Origin of the sequence: Paenibacillus sp. EKM206P (assembly GCF_011066155.1) — a bacterium.
GTDB classification, from domain to species: Bacteria; Bacillota; Bacilli; order Paenibacillales; family Paenibacillaceae; genus Paenibacillus; species Paenibacillus polymyxa_D.
This window is the reverse complement of record NZ_JAAMNQ010000001.1, coordinates 1-20041: the sequence shown is the minus strand read 5'-3', so window position 1 is coordinate 20041 and position 20041 is coordinate 1. Positions and strand designations below refer to the sequence as shown.

Sequence of the window (20041 nt, the reverse complement as noted above, 5' to 3'; positions counted from 1 at the left end):
ACAAGCCAAGCTGCCAACTTCCATCTACGCGATACAGCAATTAGCGCACCAAATCAAAGCTATGATCCGGAGCCTGCTCTTCCATGACATCCAGTACGGTATTCACGAATTGGGTAAGCAGATTCAGCGTACCCTGGTAGCCGATAATCGGATAACGATGTAGATGATGCCTGTCGAAGATCGGAAAGCCCACACGGAGCAAAGGAATTTTCGCCTCTTTCGCCGCAAACTTCAGATGGGAACTGCCAATAGCCAGGTCCACCTGGTCCTGGAACAGCAGCGAACGCATATGCCACAAATCCTGACCAGAATGAACCGTGGCTTCTGCACCGTAAGGGCTGGACTTCAGCAGAAGCTCTGCTTCCTTCTCAAATTTCCGGTCTCCATTGGAGCAAACAATATGCACCGGCTCCATGCCCAGCTCTAGACAAAAGCCAATCAAGCCGATGAGCATGTCCGGGTCTCCTGCCATAGCCACTCGTTTGCCGTGCAGATAAGCATGCGAATCCATCATGGCATCCACAACTCGAGCACGCTCCTGCTTCAATGCCTCGGGTATTTCTCTTCCGGACAGGCGGCTAATCTCCTCAAGCAAGCGATCTGTAGCCCGGATACCCAGCGGTGTGGAGATGGAGAACATCTGCTGCCCCCAGGTTTGCTTCATATAACCTAATGTTTTACGAAGAGAGTACTGCTGGATCGCCAACGTGCCGGCAGCATCTGCGGCCTTGGGCACATCCTCAAGCGGCGTTCCCCCGTAATAGTAGCTGTACTCTCCAGTAGCTCCTGAATCAAAATTACTGCTGTGGTCACCCAAAATGGTATACGTAGCGCCGAACATCCCCAGTATGCGCCGCATTTCCGCAAAATTTCCCGTATACCCGTCAAACCCGAGCAGTACATTCAGCTTCAATTCATGACCAGGCTGCGGCGTCCGGCCTGACTTGTTATACAGCGTCTCCAGCACAGAGCGCAGCATGGCATCATAGCCTGTAATATGTGAACCGGAGAAGCTGGGGGTATTGGCAAAAGGAACTGGCATATCCTCGGGAAGGGCTCCCTCCTGACGGGCATTAGCCAGGAAGGCAGACAGGTCATCTCCGATCACCTCTGCCATACAGGTCGTGCATACCGCAATCATCTCCGGCTGATACAAGGCAATACAGTTCTCTATACCGTCAATGAGGTTGCGCATGCCGCCGAATACGGCGGCATCCTCGGTCATCGAGGTGGAGACGGCAGGAACAGGCTCCTTGAAGTGGCGGGCAAGATGGCTGCGGAAATAAGCCGTACAGCCCTGTGAGCCATGAATGAACGGGAGCGTTTTTTCAAAGCCCAGTGCAGCCATAACCGCTCCCAGCGGCTGACAAGCCTTGGCCGGGTTCACGACTACGGCTGTGCGGGCAAAATTCTTGTCCTTGTATTCCTTGGTCTTGGTGTACTCCAGGGTGTCGGTAACCTCCTCTGGCGAACAAGGGGCCTCGAAGGCTCGTTTCTCCTCACGCTGGCGCACATATTTATCCTGCCGAAACAGCTGATTGTGATCGACAATATTCTGACGCTCGCTCATACCGACACCTCCGCAGTCTGCCAGGACGGCAGCAGGCTCCAAACTGGACTGTTTATGGTCATATCCATATCACGTGCAAAAATCCGGAAGCCGTCAAAACCATGATAAGGCCCGCTGTAATCCCATGAGTGCATTTGACGGAAGGGAATGCCCATTTTGTGATACACATATTTCTCCTTGACTCCGGCGCCCATTAAGTCAATATTCAGCCGCTGGGCCAATTCCTCCAGCTCATAAGCCGCTGGATCATCGTACAGAATGGTGCCTTCTTTTACATCGGGAAACGTCTTTTCGTAATCATCCTTATGGGCAAATTCATAGCCTGTAGCCACAATTTCCATACCCAGATCCTCATAGGCACCGATGGTATGCCTTGCCCGCAGCCCGCCAATCAGAAGCATCACCTTTTTACCTTCCAGACGTGGGCGGTATTTACGGATGACTGCCTCCATCTGCGGCATATATCGGGCGATGACCTGCTCACATTTTTCCTGAATCGTCTCGTCAAAGCGGGCAGCAATCGCTCTTAGGCTCTCCATCGTCTTGGTCGGGCCAAAGAAGTTATATTCCATCCAGGGAATTCCGTATTCCTGCTCCATCGTTGTGCACATATAATTCATGGAACGATGACAATGGATCAGGTTGAGCTTGGATTTGTGCGCAATCCCCAGCTCATTGACCGTACCGTCCCCCGACCACTGCGCTATGACCCGCAGTCCCATTTCCTCCAGCAAAATGCGCGACGCCCAGGCATCACCGCCGATATTGTAGTCTCCGATAATGGAGACATCATAAGGCCCGCACTCCTTTAGCTCCCGGCGCCCCATCAGAAAATCGCGGATAGCATCATTGGCAATGTGATGGCCCAGAGACTGACTCACCCCGCGAAAGCCCTCACAGCGTACGGGAATAACCGGAATGCCCAGCTCCTCTGTCATCTTCTTGGCCACAGCCCCGATATCATCACCAATCAGTCCGACCGGACATTCAGATTGCACGGAGATGCCCTTAGCCAGCGGGAACATCTCCTTAATTTCCCTACAGATCACCTCTAGCTTCTTATCTCCGCCGAACACGATATCCTTTTCCTGAAAATTGCTTGTAATCTGCATGGCGGTAAAATTATCGATTCCCAATATCCCATTCGCATAATTACGTCGAGTACCCCAACTGTATTGCCCGCAGCCGATGGGACCATGGCTAATGTGCACCATGTCTTTAATCGGGCCCCATACCACACCCTTGGACCCTGCATAAGCACAGCCCCTTGCTGTCATGACGCCGGGTCGTGATTTCATGTTGGACTTGATGGAACAGGTCCCGCAGTTCACAAGCTCCTCATCCGCGATCTCAAAATGCTTGGTCCGGTCCTTCTTGGCCTTCTTGGGATATACCTCCAGTATCTCCTCTACGATCTGCTTACCCTTATCCACAATACTGCTCATTTGACCTATTCCTCCCTCCTGCGAGCTGCGCGTTCAGCTCCTCCCATCATCACACGATGATTCCGTCATTAAGCCTTCTGGCTACAGCCTACTGCCCGGACGCCTCAGCTTTGTTAATTGCGGTTTCTTCATCCTCAATAATGCCGAATTCCATCAATAGATCCTCCAGCTCTTCCATGGAAATAGGGGTGGGAACCGTTAGCATGTCATTATTCAAAATTTTACCTGCCAGCTCTTCATACTCCGCAGCCTGCTTATGGTCCGGGTTGTATTGAGTTACAGTCATACGGCGCAGCTCAGCGTGCTGGACAACATTATCACGCGGCAAAAAGTGGATCATCTGCGTGTTCAGTCTTCTTGCAAGCTCTGTAATCAATTCCGCTTCCAGGTCCGTATTCCGGCTGTTGCAGATTAAGCCGCCCAAACGCACCCCACCGCTGTTGGCATACTTCAAGATCCCGCGTGCAATATTGTTGGCAGCGTACATAGCCATCATCTCGCCTGAGCATACGATGTAGATTTCCTGCGCCTTCTTCTCCCGGATCGGCATGGCGAAGCCCCCGCACACGACGTCCCCCAGTACATCGTAGGATACGAAATCCAGCCCTTCGTAGGCCCCCTCTTCCTCCAGAAAATTAATGGCCGTGATAATGCCGCGCCCTGCACAGCCGACACCAGGCTCCGGCCCACCGCATTCCACGTTCAGAATGTCACCGAAGCCCTTCTGGACAACGTCCTCCAATTCCAGGTCCTCCACCGTACCCCTTTCAGCCGCCAGATGCAGCACAGTCTGTTGGGCCTTCGTATTCAAAATAAGACGGGTGGAGTCTGCCTTGGGATCACAGCCTACGATCATAATTTTTTGTTTGAATTTGGTCGCGAGTTGAGCCAGTGTATTCTGCGAGGTTGTCGATTTGCCGATACCGCCTTTACCGTAAAACGCAATTTGTCTCATATTTTCTCAGCCTCCAAAATGTTCAATGGGTAAATCCGAATGACTGCCCTTAACTCCCTTATTACGCTGACTTCCCTTATTGCTCTGCACAGGATACATATAACGTAGAAATTTTACATATTCCAGAACGGATTCCTCAATATCCCCGCCGCATACAATAGGCAGCACGCCAGCTTCCTGCAATGCCTCTTTGGGGGCCTCGCCTATGCCGGCCGACAGCAGCAATGCACAGTCATGCACCATGGAAAGAATCTCCTTCATCGTCTCGGCCTTGTCTCCATTGCAATCGGCTTTCCCGTGGCAGTAGGATTGCACCTTACGAATGCCTATGAAATTTACGATAATCCCATCGCTTTCATAGATCATAAATTCCTTGGCACGGCCGAAATGCTGATTCACCTTCCCTCCGCCACGACTGGCCACAGCGATTAGGACTGGCTTTGAGGTAAAGCTCACTTCAGGCCTATCCCCAGATAACGGGCAGCTACATCCAGCCCCGGTTGACGCTTGTTTGGGGTGCGATTGTCCCTCCTTGCGTTCCATTCTCACTCTCACCTTCTCATCCAGTTCTTTCTGAAATTGTGCCCTTGCCTCTTCATCCATGGGAGGAGCAGCCGCAATGTTCTCCCATGTAAAATCCTGATTGCGATCCTCGCCCAGCAGTCCAATCGCATCCGCCCTGCACTGACGGCAATGGCGCATAATGACAGCTCCCGCTTCAGCACATTTCTCCTGCAGCTGCCGGACCAGGCGGGGACGGGGGGCCCGCATCCCTTCCTGCTCATATCGGCTACCAGGTGCGATGATGAGCGGCATAATGTTGTGCAGCACCGCGCCGTGCTCCTTGACCACCCTGGCTACCTCCGGCAGATGGGCATCATTGACTTCGGGAATCAGCACCGAGTTCACCTTGCACAATACGCCTCTCGAAGCCAGCATCTTCAAGCCTGCCAGCTGGCGGTCAATCAACAGCCGTGCGGCCTCCTCACCTGTATAGCGTTTTCCTTCATCGTAGACCCATCCATAAATGCGGCTCCCCACCACTGGATCTACAGCATTGATCGTGATCGTGACATGCGAAATGCCCAGCTCTACAATCCTGTCGATATGCCTGATCAAGGTAAGGCCATTCGTGCTGAGACAGAATATGACGTCCTTAACTGTCTCACGGACCCGGCGGAAGGTATCGAAGGTTGCCTCCGCATTGGCCAGCGGATCTCCAGGTCCCGCAATGCCGACAACGGACAGCTGCATCAGCTGTGCCGCTACGCCATAGGTCTTGCTCGCCGCCTGCTCCGGCGTAAGCAGTTCACTAACAACGCCGGGACGGCTTTCATTGACGCAATCGAATTTGCGGTTGCAATAATGGCACTGAATATTGCATGCCGGGGCTACTGGAAGATGAATGCGCGCAAAATAGCGATGTGCCTCTTCGTTATAACAAGGATGTCGTCTGAGGGTATCCATTGCTAAGGGGGTTTCCGAGAGATCAACTAAAGAGTCCATTCATTCCCTCCTCTCTACGTTATATTACCTTACATAAATCTCTGTTTTTGTCTGGAATATAATTACATCTTAGAGACAGGGACAAATACAGTCAATTCACTTCTCCATGAAATCCCTGACATTTATCCTCAATTCACATATGTGTCAAATTTTACGTCAAGTAATATATCGTACACTTTACATGTGCGCGGTTACATTTCATATTCTCAATAACATCAAGACGTAAAAAAAGAGAGTCCGTAAATACGGCTCTCCTTTTGAGATAAGAAACTTTAATTTTTTATTATATATTTTGGGAAATAGTCTCCGCTTATCATTCCTTCACATCTATTTTCGTCCCATCGACTATCGTTCCATCGACTTCTTTTTCATCTACCTCTGCTGCCTCTACTTCATCCGCTTCGTCACTGCTCTCTTCCTCTATTAAGGCTTTTGGCGTGTAGAGCTTGGGAATCGGCACATTCGCCCAATCCATATCGGATGCAAAATAAAAGCTCGTGTAGGACGGCTGGTTATACCCGGTATTTTGACGCGCCACATCCGTGCGATACTGCGGATCATGCATCAACGTGTACAATTTATGCGTCGTAGGTTCTGTGCTCAGATAGATACGGATGGCTGAGCTATCCGCTGTACGGACGAGCATTTCCTCCCGCCAATCTCCGAAAATGTCGGCTACCAGCGATGGAGTTCCTTTCGTATAGTTATTCGTTTTGGTTCCAGTAGCGGTCAGCAATGTACCTCGTTTCCAATCCTCAATGGTTGGGGTTACATCAATTGCGCCATTTACGATTTGTGTGGTCATATCAGCTGCCCATTTGATACTCATATTGGTACCCGGCATCTTCGTATCCAGTTGTTTGCCCGCTGCGGTCCACAGGCCTATGGCCCAGGTCTCCAGACCTCGCTGATCCGGGTCTATGTCACCGACCATTCCCCGACCTGTATCCTTGCCGGAATATGCGCCGTAAATAATTTCACCTGTTTTGGCATCCCGCAAAGAATAGCCATATGGAGCGTAAGTGCCACCTTCATGTACCATAAAGATTTCTTTGCCGGGGCGATCCGGGTCAATATCGGTTACATGCAGTGCATCGCCGTGCCCCAATCTGGCGGTTTGACCCGGAGTTGCACTTTCAGGAGGCATGACATCAAATGAGCTGTACAACAGGCTGCCATCATGGTCAATCGTGGCGGAACCGTATACGATTTCGTCCTTGCCGTCACCGTCCACATCCACCACGCTCAAAGAATGCGCTCCCTGTGTGGTCAAGGTGCCAAATTTCGGGTCCGTTCCATCACGCCCGTGCGGACCATCGTTAAATGGATTGGTCATTGGTGTCCAGCCACTGTCCACCATCCAATGTTTTTGGAGATGGCGACCATCCCATGTGTAGGTGGCCAAAGTGGAACGCGTATAATAGCCGCGTGCAAATACGGCATACGGCTTGCGGCCGTCCAGATAGGCCACACCTGCCAGGAAGCGGTCTACACGGTTGGCGGGTTCAATTCGGGCCATGGCGTAGTCGCCCCACATGAGGCCATCGTCATGACGCTCCGGCTCATAGCGGACGGTATCCAGCTCAGCTCCCGTTTTCCCCTTGAAAATTGTCAAATACTCTGGTCCATCGACAATAAAGCCCTCGAACTCTCTCAGCTTGTTTTTGTCGCTCCGTGATGGTGCATATACATCCATAAAGTAGTCTGTCAGGCTTTCCGCATCCTTTCGGGATAACGGATAACTGTACTTCGGAGCGATGCCAAAGCATTCCTCCAGCGTAGCAGGCCATTGTCCCTTGACCACTTCTTCATGCTTCGTCCAGTTCATGAACATGTTCACCACATGCTCATAATAATCCGAACGACTCAAACGGTAATCGTCCTCATGTGTAATCCCTGCTTTGCGATCCTCACGTGGCAGAGTAATATACTTTTCTTTTTTCGCCTTGCCCTTCTTATCAAAAGAAATCGTTTTGGTCCCTGGAGCCGTTTTGAACATCAGCTCGGCTTTACCATCGCCGTCAAAATCGTACACCATCATCTGTGTATAATGCGCACCTGATCGAATATTCACGCCTAGGTCGATCCGGTACAGCAGCTTGCCTTCGGCCGTATACGCATCAACATACGTATTTCCGGTATACCCCTTCTGAGATACATCTTTGGAGTTCGACGGGTCCCATTTTACAAAAAACTCATATTGCCCGTCTCCATCCACATCCCCCACACTCATATCGTTGGCCGAATAAATATAGGCTTCACCTGCCGGGGTTACTCCATCAGCAGGCTTTTGGAGAGGAAGTTCATAGTAACCCTGCTGCCATGGCTTCACTTTAGCGCTAAGATCCTTTTCCCGCCCATTAACGACTGAAGCTACTCTGTATACTGATTTACCATTCCCTTCCTTATCCACATAGTTGGTACTGTCGGTCACTGTCGCAATCTTCTTACCGTCACGGTATACGTTGAAGTCCGCTCCTGTCAGCCCCGTTGAACCGTAACCGTTCACTTCTTGAGCCAATAACCGCCAGCTTAAAAAGACCCCTTCCTGCGTCACCGCAGCTACCAGTCCGCGATCCAACTTTTCCAGCTGAATGCTACCGCTACGGTTCTGTTCAACTGCAATGGCTGATTCCGCCTGTAGTGTCGGTTCGGACAAATCTTCCGCAGCCACTCCTCCAGTCGTGCCCGTCATCGCCAGCATGGTTGCCAGCGCAGCGGTCAAGGTTCCCTTTCGCCATGCGCCTTTCCTTTGAGCCATTCAAGTCGTCCTCCTCAATTGTATTGTGATGACAAGCAAGTACGCCAAAATGATTGCGATTACATAAATTAAATTCCCTATTATTATAGTTTTGCCGTTCCCCCAAACGCGTTTAAATATCCGAGGATTTCCCTACACAAATCCGTGTTGTTTACTCATTCCAAATAAAACAGCCCCCACCAAGGCTATATGAAAATGGCATGTCGAGGGCTGAAGATAGGTCTAAATATTCGCATAAACGCAAAAGGAAATATAAAAAAACGGACAGTGGATTGTTCCCATTGTCCGTTTTTTTATATTTCGCGCTAGTTATGGATTAGGATTCGTCTTGATTACTACAACCTAGTGAGGGACAAATGAACTGAAATCGTCTCTGCTCGACTGATCCGCATGATAAAATACTACATCCCCGTCCTGTAAATGAAAGGTATGCCCGTACGGGTCCTTTATCTCTCGGCGGTAACCCTCCAGTTGCCACTGGTTCAATAGCGGGCCATTTATATACTGTAAATGCGGATGCTCGGTGTCACCCTGACGCAGTGACTCCAAATTAAAGCGAACGACGATAAAGCCTGTTTTCTTGAATATATCCGTATGCTCGTTAAGCTCCTGACGGCGACTGACCTCGCGCAAATCTGTGCCTTTGGTGACTGCGTACACATCAGCAGGCAGGCTATATTCACCATACCAGCGCTGAATCGACGCATTAGCGCGATCCACATTGACCCCATCCGGCAGGTCTGTCTTCGGACCCATCAAGGTACGCACAGCCGCAGGCAGCACCAGCCAGTCGTAACGTCCAATCCAGGTCTTGCTGCGTGCAATACGGTGGGCATACAGAGAAACATAGCGTTCCAGCGTCGACTGGATTTGCTCTGCTTCACTCAGCTCATGCTTGTATTGGTAGGCTGACGTGTCCTGCATTTCCTCCATCGGCACATTGCGCAGCCGTTCATTCAAAATAACATATCGCTTCTCCCGGTCCTCCGCCGATCCCAAACGGATAAATTTCCGGTTGCCGGAATGTGTATACAGATCCACCTCTTCCCGCTGTCGCCCATCTTTGCTCACCCAATAGAACGATGGCGTGATGCGAATACCGTCCTTGGCGCTAAACATATTGCCTTTGGTTTTGAGATCAAACTTGAAATGATAGCCTGTCTTGACCGACACATTTGCATAACCTTCATGTGGGTGACTGCCGGGACGAATGGGCAAGGTGAATGGCTCCTGGTTCCCTCTCGGTAACCCGTCAATATTGCCATGCCCCGTCCAATAGGACAGGCCGCTATGCGTCGGGCTCCCTTTTCGTTGCCGAAACACCCGCTCCCAATGGTAATCGGCAATATCCGTGATATGAAAATCATACATCCGTCCGATGACCTCTATATTTACCACATCATTGGCGACATGATGGGCGATATCCGTGTTGGCATGGCGCTGTTCAGTGAACCCGTCCGGTGCATTTTCGGCAATGGTACGGAACTCAACTGTGTAGTTGCCTTCATCTACCCACACGGGAAGATAAAAGTCTGTGTTGAGCTGCAGCACTGGAATGTCGATCCAGGTACCCCGCGGATAAAAATGCGTCTTTCCTTTGTCGTACACATCGAACGGAAAGCGAACCTGCTTGGTTCGTACATATTTGGCATACTCCCGATCACCATATCCGGGAATATCCAAATGTGGTCCCGCTGTTGAAATCGTCACCCGGAAAGGTCGCTCCAAAATAAGTGCGGATCGTCCCTTCGTAGGTTGGGTTTTCTGATTATGAGCAGCATCGTCCGACACTTTAGACAGATTCACTACGGGAGTGTGGACAGTCACCGTATTAATTCCCTGTATCGGGAACGTTTTATCCGCACCTCCATTGATATTTCCTTTGAGAATAGCGTAAGTGATGTCACCGCTGCTGGGCGTATTGGGTTTATTGATCTTATGCTTTTCAATCATATGGCCCGGGCTGTACAGGATATCCAACCCGATTTTTACGGGTTCAGGGATTTTGCCAGGAGTCGGCCCCTTTTCCTTGACACGCTGGTGGTCCATGATCGTTTGACCGTTGAATTTCACAGTATCGTTTTCAACTTCCACGTCTGGTGTAGCCTTCTGGGCCACAGGCTCCAGTGATCTTTGTTCATTGGGCACCTTCGGCATACTCTTACCGCCATAAATATAAAGTGAACCCCCATCGACGATGCCCGGAGAAGGAGCCGGATAGTATTTTCCGTTGGTCGCTGATTCTACAGACGGCGGCGTGTAATTCCTTGGTGGAATCGTAATACTACCTCCCGGCAGTGCATAGTTGCGTAGCTGCGCGTTCTTGATACCGTACACCTCAAGGTTGTCGATCACCCAGTAGGAGTACGGTTTCACAATTTCGTATTTGTAATACTCCGCGACCTTCATGTGCCGGGTATCGTTGATATCTTCCCATTCCAGATCATACGTGCGCTTCAGCTTGACGTTGTAGGTGCACTCGCCTTTGAGCTGTTGGTAGGTGTTTTGAAACAGGTAATTCCGGGCCAGCACGTTTCCGTACAGGCTTTCAGAAGTTGGAATACCCTTGGCTACATCAAAACGTGACGCGCCTCGCTGATCGGCTTTAATAACGGCAGATACTGTCGGGTCCAATTCAGCAGTTTCCAAGCGCAGACCTGGAACGGGGCGGGAGCAGACAACACCTTTTGTTGGCTGTTCATGATCTTGGCAATCTGAGGGTGCTCCCTCTTGGCTTTCTCCAGGCTTAGGACAGCCCTGAGCTTCTTTGTAATACAAATAAGCGGTAAACTGCTCAAAAGAACCGTCATAGGTAAATCCGGGTACAATTCCCGGCAAAATATCTCCGCTTGGCGGTTTACCTGTCGTGCTTTTCTTATAACCCACATACTCATATTTCGGGTTGGTTGGCGGGGTAAAATCATACGGTTGATCAGCTTTCAGTTCATCTTCTAATGGTGTAAATACGTTGTTAAGAGATTTTCCGTCAGTGGTAAAATGCTTGACGATTAGGTTGCTGTCCAGTTCGATCTTGAATAGGATGGGTTGGTAGATGCGCCAGGCTTCTACTTCCTTTGCGCAGGTAGGACAACTCTCTTCTTTTATATTTTCTGCTTGAACTGCTGCATTTAATCTTATATTCACAGTGATTGGTATGGTGGCTGTATCCGTTCCAATCCCCTTTTTTTGAAAAGGCCGAATATCTGAATCCTGTGTGCCTTTACTCATGTAGTCTTTGTAATCGTCATAAAGATCGGACCGGGATTTTGTAAAATAATTTTTATAATCAGGATTACCTTTGTTAACTTCTGCTACTGGATCATACAATTGTGCGTCAATCTTCTTGATCTTACGACCAGGAAACTTAAATTTGTAAGTGAATTCTGCTTCACCTTGCATGTCCTTGTCAGGCTCCTTGCCACCTGTGACCCAAGTACCTGCGGTATTTTTCCACATGTCGAAGTACATCATGCCAACAAAATAGCGGTCGTTCTTATCGGCATAGTAAGACAGCGGTGTAATTTCGTTATCAGCTACCGCCTTGTCAGTAGGAAAAGAAAAGGGTGGGAGCTGCAATAAGAGCAGTACCCCCACCAGCAATACGGCCAGAATGCGTTGCGTCTTCTTCATGCTGTGGTTAGTTTCCTTTCCACGGATTGACCATCAATGGAATATAATTATCTGCTTGCAAGCGGAATCCAATGTACTCAATATCTTTTAGTTTCAGGGATTTATAGTTTTTTATTCCATGAAAGAGTTCATCGGCAGATGAATAAATCGGGTAATATACCATCTTTGTGCCGTCCCCGTTATCTTGTGTCATTTCTCTCAATGGAGGACGGAGACGTGCATTCTGGTTTTCGGTTATGAAAAAAATGCTACCTGCTGTAGATTTCGTTTTAACTCTCATCTTTAAGTAAGGTACACCCTTCGGACTTGTGTAGGGCTCAACGGAATAAACATCCCGAATCAGCTTAATAGGTAGATCAGACTGCTTAAAGATCATTATTTTATCGTATGGCTGGTCAGTGCTATTGCTTAAAAGAGCAGGTATTGTGCCAATCGCCTTCTTATACGGCTCGATACTTACCGTCTTATGCCCCGTATCCTCCAGAGCAGCAATTTCCTTCTTTCCAATCCAGACCCAGCGACTAACTTTATCCCACTCCACCGTTTGTCCCAGACCCTCACTTACCAACCGCAGCGGCACAAAAGTACGGTTTTGCTTCAAAATAATCTTCGTTTCATACGTTTTGGTCTGTCCATCCACGGTAGCGGTGTTTTGACCCACTGTCATGTTAACAGCATGGGCATCATTTTTAATCGACACAGCCAATTGACCGCCTGTTTTCTCCCAGCCTACCTTAGCCCCTAGCGCTTCGGATACAAAACGAATCGGAACCATCACATAATCGTTACTATCCTGAAAAGGTTTAGCATCTGGAAACTGTATTTTTTTCGCGTTTAACAAGACTTCAATGGGCTTGGTACTGCTTGCCGCCTCCGTCGTTGGAATCGTACTTGTCGCGCCCCATAGTAACGTGACTGCGGTCAAACTCAACATCCATTTTTTCATACTCATCTCTCTATCCCCTTTGTCAGCTTAAACTTTAAACTATGTATATCATCTCTAATCTCATAAACTTATAGCATCCCCACTTTCGGAAAATACTGGATACAACTTATATATTATAGGGTTTCCCTCTTACAAAATCTATAAGAAAAACTTCTAATACAAGGCATTCCAAACAAATAGACTCTATTGGGCAATCCTCTCCCTAAATCATAGAACTGACTCTTAAAAAAGTTATATTCCTGAAAATATCAACAAAAAAGGGCTGCCACTCCCCTAGAAGGAAGAAACAGCCCGTGTGCTTCACGCGCAAAAACTATGAATATATCAGCTCATACCACCATATGGATTATTCCAGCATCATCCAATATTTCTTATATCATAAATCATACCGGACTAAAAATCAAACGTTACTTTTTTCTCACAAAGCATTTCAAAGGTCATTCATGTATACCTTATACCTGAACTTCCAGCTTAATAGAGTTGCTCATACAATGTTGACCATCCTCCCCAAACAATCTGCGGATACGCTGAATGACCCCGGCTGCAGGACGCCACTGCTGGAGCAAATCCAGTAGTAGATACTCCCTGTACCCTGTACAATGGCTCCAATGAACGATGGCGATGAATGGCTTCCTCCTCGCTAGTCACCGGCTTGAGCCAATAATCGACCGCTTGAAGCGAGACTGCCTGACGAATATACGTCATAGATTCGTGTCCTGTCAGGAATAATAACGGGGTCTGCTGATCCTTTTCTCGAATGGTTTTGGCTACGTTCAGTCCACTCATATCCGGTAAATTAATATCCAGTAAAATCATGTCCGGTCGCTCCTCCGTATACAAACGTAATGCCGTTGCGCCGTCCTCCCCTTTCTTATTCGGTTCAAATGGGTGCCAGTAAGGTAACTGAGGTATACTGACCCGGCTCGCGCTTGTCACGGACAGTCCATATTGCGGACCATAATGCCGATGGCGTTCATGCACATTGCGCGCCCAAAGCCAACAGCACTCCCCCGTTCCGCATCCAGCGACTTCCGGATATCGTTCAGACGCTCGGCTCCAATATCGCCCCCATCATCACTGACCGTCAAACGCAACATATCTCCTTCCCTTGTGCCGGATAACATGATATAGCCACGGTCGGTGCGCCCTTTTAAGCCGTGGTAAATAGCATTTTCGGCGAGCAGCTGGATGATTAGTTGGGTACATAAATCCGCAAATATCCTCCTCTACCTCGCAAATCCACTCGAACGAATTCCTAAACCTGAACTGCTGCACCTTCACATAGGCGCTTACATGCTCGACTTCCTGTCCCATACTGATTTGCTCTCGGCCATAACTTAGCGAGATGCGAAAACATTTACCGAAGGCACCGATTACCTCTGCCATATCCTGTTGCCCATTTGCCAAAGCCATTCCCATCGACCGCCATTAATCGGCTCAATTGAAGCAGGGAGCGACGAATCGTGTCACTTAGCCGATAAGACACCATCCAGCCCAGCATCAATGCAATCAAAAAAGTCCAGATGGTCCAGGCACCAATTTTCCGCGCATCCTCAAACAGCACGGACTGATCGACTTTTTGTAGAAGCGTCCATTGTCCCTCGTTTAACGGGCCATAGGAAATCATCGTCTGGCGGCCGTTCCATGTTCTCGAGTCCTTCGTAATCACAGGCCTGTCCACAGCCGATTTGGCAATCTGCCTCAATTCCGGCTTGGTCTCCAGCGTAGACTGCACGTCAGGATTGCTGAGAATAGCATTGGTCAGGTCATTCAAGTCGGAGAGCGTCGCATTGACGTAATTTTCACTCATTTGCCGGGACTGCATAGCCAGTGCTTCCTGCCTGCACCCAGAAATGTAATCTTGCTCATACTTTATCCCCCATTCACATTTTGTTCGCAGCTTTGCACTCCAAATGCAAGGATACCCACCGCCACTCTCCCCTTTATAGGAGGAAAGTGACGATGGGAAAAATTAGTCATGACTATGCGTTGTTGCCGCCCATTCAGAATACCCCCGCTGATTTAGCGGAGCTGACAGGTCGAGGCGGTAAGGCAGATGTTACCGAGGATGTCGTAGTTGGCGGGGTTACTGAATTCTCCGGGCCAACCGGTGTTACCGATGGAACCGCAGCCCCTGCCTCAATCACGGTTACCTTCGCCATTGCCTTTAACTCTGTCCCTTCTACTTTGCCCTTCAACTCAAACGAACCTGGAGCAGCATATTGTGCAGGGTCTATATCCTCCCATTCCACAGCCACCCATTTAGTGGAGCCTTCGCCATACGTAGCTTCCACTACGCTTGGCAGTTCGGGTTTTTCACCCGTACGAGTCGTCACGTTTACTTCTTTTAAAGCCGTAATTTTCTCGACTCCCGTTAGGCTTTGTGCTGTACCGGAGACCAAACCTGCTACCTCAGAAGCATTCAAAGCACGGCTGTAGATCCGGAATTCATCCACCAGACCATTGAAATAAGGATCAGGGTACTGAGATTTGCCGATAAAATTATTTTTGGTCTGTCCCAGACTGGTAGGATTCAGGGTCAAGTTGGTATTGCGTCCCACTTCTTTTCCATCCACGTATAAAATACCTGTGGAACCTGAAAGCGTGACCGCAACATGCTTCCATACGCCTGTCGGCAGTACAGGGCCTTCAATCGTCTGCTCCTGTCCCTGCCCGTTGCCTTGATTGGTAATGGCAAACAGCATGGTATTTCCTGCTTTAGGCGTCAGGAACATATATTCATTCGTCCCGGAGCCGAAGTCAAAGATCCGTACATAATCGCTCAGGCTGTTCGCTTTGACCCAGCCGGATACGGTCAATTGCTGTGCACGACTGACAATACCCGCCGGAAGCTGCACGTAGCTGTCCTTGCCGTTCAGGCTGACAGCATTGCCTGTTTTACCCGCAGCCCATGCAGCCGTTCCCTTCACGGCAGCATCATTGCCACTGTCCGATGAATCCGCAACTACAGAACCGCTTGTTTCATCAAACTTGTAAACTGCAAGCTGTTCAAGTAACGGAGCGGCCGGTTCAGCTACCACCGTTACTTTAGCCTCCGCTGACAACTGAGAATCGCTGGCTGTCAGCTTGAACACATACGTTCCTGGCTCGGAAACGTCCACCTTCGTGCGCAGCGATGCTTTGCTGCTGAATGTGACCTTCGCGTCCTGCGGTCCTTCAACCAGACTCCATTCGCTTGTCACCTTGCCTTGTGGAAGTCCATCATCCGTAGCTGTGCCTTTCAAAATGATTTGATCCGGCAGCTTCACCTTCGAATCTTTGCTAGCGTCTACAACAGGTGCCTTGTTCGGATCCGGTGTGGTTGGTGTCAGCTCTACCGTGTAGGAGGAAGCTGTTCCAATCTCCAATTTAAGCTTGTTCGAAGGTGCATACGCATTAAATTTCCCTTGTGATTGACCGCCTACTTTAACCAAATACGTTCCTTTCTTCAAACCGTCAAATGTAACGTACGTAGAATGAGCTTGGCCTGGCGTTTGATTTTTCAACTGAAGCCATACATAATCCTTGGAAGTTGCCAGCTTGGCTTCTGTATACTGATCCTTTTCCAGCTCGATATACATCTTTTCCGTAATCAGATTGATTCGCTTGAACAAACCGTCCAGCGGCTTGTTCGTATACACGTTGCCACTTTTGCTCACCTCTGCACCGTAGCCCGTCAATCCAAAAATCGGATCCATCGCGATATCAGCGCTTAAGGTTTTGAGCGCACCGAACAATCCGAGATCAGCCTCACCACTCATGCCGCGCCAGCCGTTAAAGAGCGGAACATTTTTACCGCCGCCAGTGCCGTTCGTGCCGTTATTGCCTTTTTCCGCTTGATACGTCCATGCGACCGCCCCGATGTTCTCAGGGTCCGAGCTGATTTGCCCGGAGTTAATCGCTCCGACATTGGAAATTTTAGCTGCATAGGACAACCGTTGTTGTTCCTCACGGTGATTGTCCTCATGATGGCGAATCCAGTCATCCATCGCATATCCAGCAAGCGAAGTCGTGTACTGGAAGTTAAACCAGTTCTCCCCGGTAATCGTCACCGGATCGGTGTAGTAGTACCATACAGGCATGTGACCGCGTGCCGCACGGGTTTTGGCATTGATTTTACCCATCATTTCCAGGGCTTTACTTTGCTCGCCCTCTGTATCTATATTCTGCTTGGCTAACGTATATACAGCTTCTTCCCCTGTATTGTCATAGCTATATTCAGAACCATAAGGATACTTTGTATTTTTAAAATTGTTATATTTACGATCCATTTTTTCCTTAAGATCATTCGCTTCATCATCATAGCCTTCATCATGAAGTGCCTGAATAATATCCGGTGTGGTCAGTTCGCCCATCAAACCTGTTTCCCAGTTGTACGCGACTGGCCCTTCATACAATGCTTTGAAAATGTTATACGCCCGCAGCAAATACGTTTCCTTTGGATGCTTGTAAGTAACAAGATCCGGGTATTCCTTGGCAATCTTGTACATGCTGAAATACGTGTTGTATACATGCGGATACGCATACCCTCGATAGGTCGGTGTATCATTCGGCTCTGGCATCAAGAAATCATGAATTAAATAATCCTCATGGTGTCCGCTCATCAGATTCGTCCAGATCGCCGTTTCCAAATAATCGTCTACTGCCCGCACCTCTTTGGCGACCGGAGACAGTGTGTTTTTCTCAGCCAGGAACTGTCCATGCGTCAGACCCCAATCGTCTCCCCAGCCCCAGTAGCCGTTGAAAATGTTCCGTTTGGATTTGGTATGCATCATCCAATCGTCAAATACCTTGTCGCGCAGATCACCCGGTACATTCCATTGGGTTTTGTCGACCATAAATGTAGCGTGCCGTTGCAGCGCTTGATCAATCGGCTCGATGGCATAAAATTGTAGAACCGTTTTGCTGCCATTGCCGTATTCTACCGTTATGAAATTCGGACCCAATTTAGTAAATTTCAATTCATAAATGTGGTGTCCTCCAGCCTTGCTATCCGTCTCTGGAATAACGGTTCCGTCGGGATAGGTTACTTTGCTGATCGCCTGCTTGGAGCGCAGGTCCACCTTCGCCTTTTGATTCGTAGGCACGATCATGCCGGGTACGACTGTTGTATCCACCAAGTTTTCTTGGTACAACGTATCTTTTACATCATGCTCGTCCTTCACAGCCAGAAACTTGAAGCCATAGTTTTTGCTTTGACCGGGATTCAGGATCAGGCTTGTATTGGGCAAATAGCCCCGGTTGGTGGACTTGATGACATTGGAATGAATATAAAATACATTCAGCCCTTCCAGCCATTTACCTTCATTGGCCGGATTCCAGGCCCATTTGCTGCCCGGATGCTCCTCATCCCGCCAGTGATCCTGATATTCAAAACCCGCACCTGTTGTCGAATCAGGAATCAGCAAAAGGGAAGAGCCAATGCCGCTGGGACGCCCAGCTGTAATATAGGAGCTGTTATTGCCGACAAAGGAATGCGTCACCACTCTAGTTTCGTAGATCGCATCACCATTAGTCCATTGCTCATTGAAAGGCAGAGGCAAACCGAAATCGCCAATCTCCAATTTTTTCCCACTTGTATTCTGTACCTGTATATTCCACAACACCGAACCATTCGACTCTGCCGAATACGTTTCGATGACTTTAAAATTGCGTATGCCTTCTGCATTAGTAGAGTTCTCGTACGTGACAGTGACACGGTTACCACTGGTTGTGATCTTGCGTGCGTCTGCCGACTTGTTCGTCCATGCTTTCGTCCAGCTACCTCCATCCAATCGATACGTGAACATCAGCTCCCCTAGCCACTGATGATCTGCGGTGTTCTGCTCAGGTGTAACCGTTGCATTCATCACATATTCAGTCGGGAAAGCATCTCCTTTGATACGTATGGATGAGATTTCTCCATGCTCGCCTGTCTGAATCGTTAGCTTGTCATTGGTTAGTTCATGGGCCTCTGCCGTATGCACTCCAAACAACACAGACGCTGTGGTTAAAAATAAAAACGCCGCCAATATTCCCTTAAATTTCATCAACACGGCCTCCTTTTGGATTTCGGGGTCCTTATTTGCTTGCCAATCACCTGAAGTCTCTTCATTTCGCCGCAACCTCCTTGGAAATGTAAGCGCTACAACTCTATTGTACAAATCCTTGTCCATTGGTAAAATCAACATTTTCAACCGATTTATATAGGATTTCAACCTTTCGAGACCACCACTTTATCATTGAACTATCGTTTCTCGTTAGTTCAATGTTTTAATTCTACTTTAGTCCCAAAAATTTAATTTCAGTAATTATATGTTTCGCGCTGAGGGTGCTTATCTATAGACTGGATTACAAAACGCATTTCTACTTTGATGCGAAATCCATTTCTTGGCTAGATCGATACCTTGACGGAGACGATGCTGGAACAGAGAAGTAAATAAGTTTACTAAGGAAACCGCAGAATGCATGACAGGAATGTCATACCTTGCAGTTTCTTTTATAAGATTCGCTTCTGCTGCCAGAAGTAGAGTATAGTAGGAGTAGTTGAAAAAATATTCCAGGAGGCTACAGCCATGTCACAGGATATCTGGATTAACCTGCCGGTCAAAGATGTTGAGAGGTCAACTGCCTTTTTCAATGAGATTGGATTCCATGCGGTGAGCGTTGGTAACGAGAGATCCAAGCTTGCCATAGGCCAAACAACGATTCTGCTGTTCCCGGATGCGGCGTTTGAGCAATTCACAGGTTCAAAAACCGCAGATACTTCCAATACCGCAGAAGTAATATTTCCCATTGGCGCTGAAAGCAGAGAAGAAGTAGATGCCTTTATTCAAAAAGTAGAGTTTGCCGGAGGAAACATCTTTGGCAAGCCGAGTGAAATTGACGGCTGGATGTACGGCGCAGGATTTGCCGACCTGGATGGTCACCGCTGGAACCTGCTGTACATGGATGAGAGCAAAATGCCGAAACGCTAATATGAAAACGCCGGTCACCTGCTTAAGGTGACCGGCGTTTTTTACACCCTTATAATCTCATATCAGTAATTCAAATCAAAATGGTTGCTTAGAAGGAAAAATTCGTGGGTTAAACTTATACAAATCACCTGGGTTAGCCCGTATTAATTTATTGGTCTTACATAAATAATCAATATTAACGCATATTTGAACTAACCTGCCCGTTCGTATTATGGGATCAACCAGTTCTTTCTGGTTGATCCTTTTTGCCTTTGCTTTGAGGATTAAGGTAG

14 protein-coding genes are annotated in these 20041 nt (G+C 48.6%); 1 reads left to right on the top strand and 13 read right to left on the bottom strand.

Going from position 1 to position 20041, the window contains the following annotated elements; translation table 11 throughout:
• Nucleotides 1–40: 40 nt before the first annotated feature.
• The 12 genes from nifK to G9G53_RS00010 all read right to left on the bottom strand — a co-directional run bounded on the left by nifK (nt 41) and on the right by G9G53_RS00010 (nt 18842).
• Complete coding sequence (gene nifK / locus G9G53_RS00065) at nt 41–1570, bottom strand: nitrogenase molybdenum-iron protein subunit beta (RefSeq protein WP_165144421.1); 1530 nt, start codon at nt 1568–1570, stop codon at nt 41–43.
• The gene (nifD, locus tag G9G53_RS00060) at nt 1567–3015 is read right to left on the bottom strand and encodes a nitrogenase molybdenum-iron protein alpha chain (protein WP_165144419.1); all 1449 of its coding nucleotides are present in this window, start codon (nt 3013–3015) and stop codon (nt 1567–1569) included. The genes nifK and nifD overlap by 4 nt, the downstream gene beginning before the upstream one ends.
• Nucleotides 3016–3103: 88 nt before the next feature.
• Nucleotides 3104–3970 carry a nitrogenase iron protein gene (gene nifH / locus G9G53_RS00055; RefSeq protein WP_069010331.1) on the bottom strand — a complete coding sequence of 289 codons (867 nt, stop codon included), beginning with the start codon at nt 3968–3970 and terminating at the stop codon, nt 3104–3106.
• A 6-nt stretch (nt 3971–3976) separates the two neighbouring features.
• Nucleotides 3977–5476, bottom strand: coding sequence for a nitrogenase cofactor biosynthesis protein NifB (gene nifB, locus G9G53_RS00050; RefSeq protein WP_165144417.1), 1500 nt, complete (start codon nt 5474–5476; stop codon nt 3977–3979).
• A gap of 313 nt (nt 5477–5789) precedes the next feature.
• Nucleotides 5790–8237 (bottom strand): rhamnogalacturonan lyase, encoded by a 2448-nt coding sequence (locus G9G53_RS00045; RefSeq protein ID WP_165144415.1) that lies wholly within the window; start codon nt 8235–8237, stop codon nt 5790–5792.
• Nucleotides 8238–8579: 342 nt separating this feature from the next.
• Complete coding sequence (locus G9G53_RS00040; RefSeq protein WP_165144413.1) at nt 8580–11867, bottom strand: DUF5704 domain-containing protein; 3288 nt, start codon at nt 11865–11867, stop codon at nt 8580–8582.
• 7 nt (nt 11868–11874) lie between these two features.
• A complete protein-coding gene (locus G9G53_RS00035) occupies nt 11875–12819 on the bottom strand; it encodes a stalk domain-containing protein (protein WP_165144411.1) in 945 nt (314 codons plus the stop codon).
• 465 nt (nt 12820–13284) lie between these two features.
• Nucleotides 13285–13794 (bottom strand): response regulator, encoded by a 510-nt coding sequence (locus G9G53_RS00030; protein WP_274597639.1) that lies wholly within the window; start codon nt 13792–13794, stop codon nt 13285–13287.
• The gene (locus G9G53_RS00025; protein ID WP_165144400.1) at nt 13746–13910 is read right to left on the bottom strand and encodes a hypothetical protein; all 165 of its coding nucleotides are present in this window, start codon (nt 13908–13910) and stop codon (nt 13746–13748) included. Before G9G53_RS00025 ends, G9G53_RS00030 begins: the two co-directional genes overlap by 49 nt.
• Nucleotides 13888–14199: a sensor histidine kinase gene (locus G9G53_RS00020; protein ID WP_165144409.1), complete on the bottom strand. Its 312-nt coding sequence runs from the start codon at nt 14197–14199 to the stop codon at nt 13888–13890. Before G9G53_RS00020 ends, G9G53_RS00025 begins: the two co-directional genes overlap by 23 nt.
• A complete protein-coding gene (locus G9G53_RS00015; RefSeq protein WP_165144408.1) occupies nt 14171–14638 on the bottom strand; it encodes a hypothetical protein in 468 nt (155 codons plus the stop codon). The genes G9G53_RS00020 and G9G53_RS00015 overlap by 29 nt, the downstream gene beginning before the upstream one ends.
• A 178-nt stretch (nt 14639–14816) precedes the next feature.
• Complete coding sequence (locus tag G9G53_RS00010; RefSeq protein ID WP_165144406.1) at nt 14817–18842, bottom strand: DUF5695 domain-containing protein; 4026 nt, start codon at nt 18840–18842, stop codon at nt 14817–14819.
• Between the two features lie 525 nt (nt 18843–19367).
• Between G9G53_RS00010 and G9G53_RS00005 the strand changes: the two genes are divergently transcribed.
• Nucleotides 19368–19769: a VOC family protein gene (locus G9G53_RS00005; RefSeq protein WP_165144404.1), complete on the top strand. Its 402-nt coding sequence runs from the start codon at nt 19368–19370 to the stop codon at nt 19767–19769.
• A gap of 75 nt (nt 19770–19844) precedes the next feature.
• On the opposite strand, the gene G9G53_RS26255 is transcribed toward G9G53_RS00005, so the two are convergent.
• The coding region (locus tag G9G53_RS26255) for a hypothetical protein (RefSeq protein ID WP_238796258.1) at nt 19845–20041 on the bottom strand (197 nt) is incomplete at its 5' end.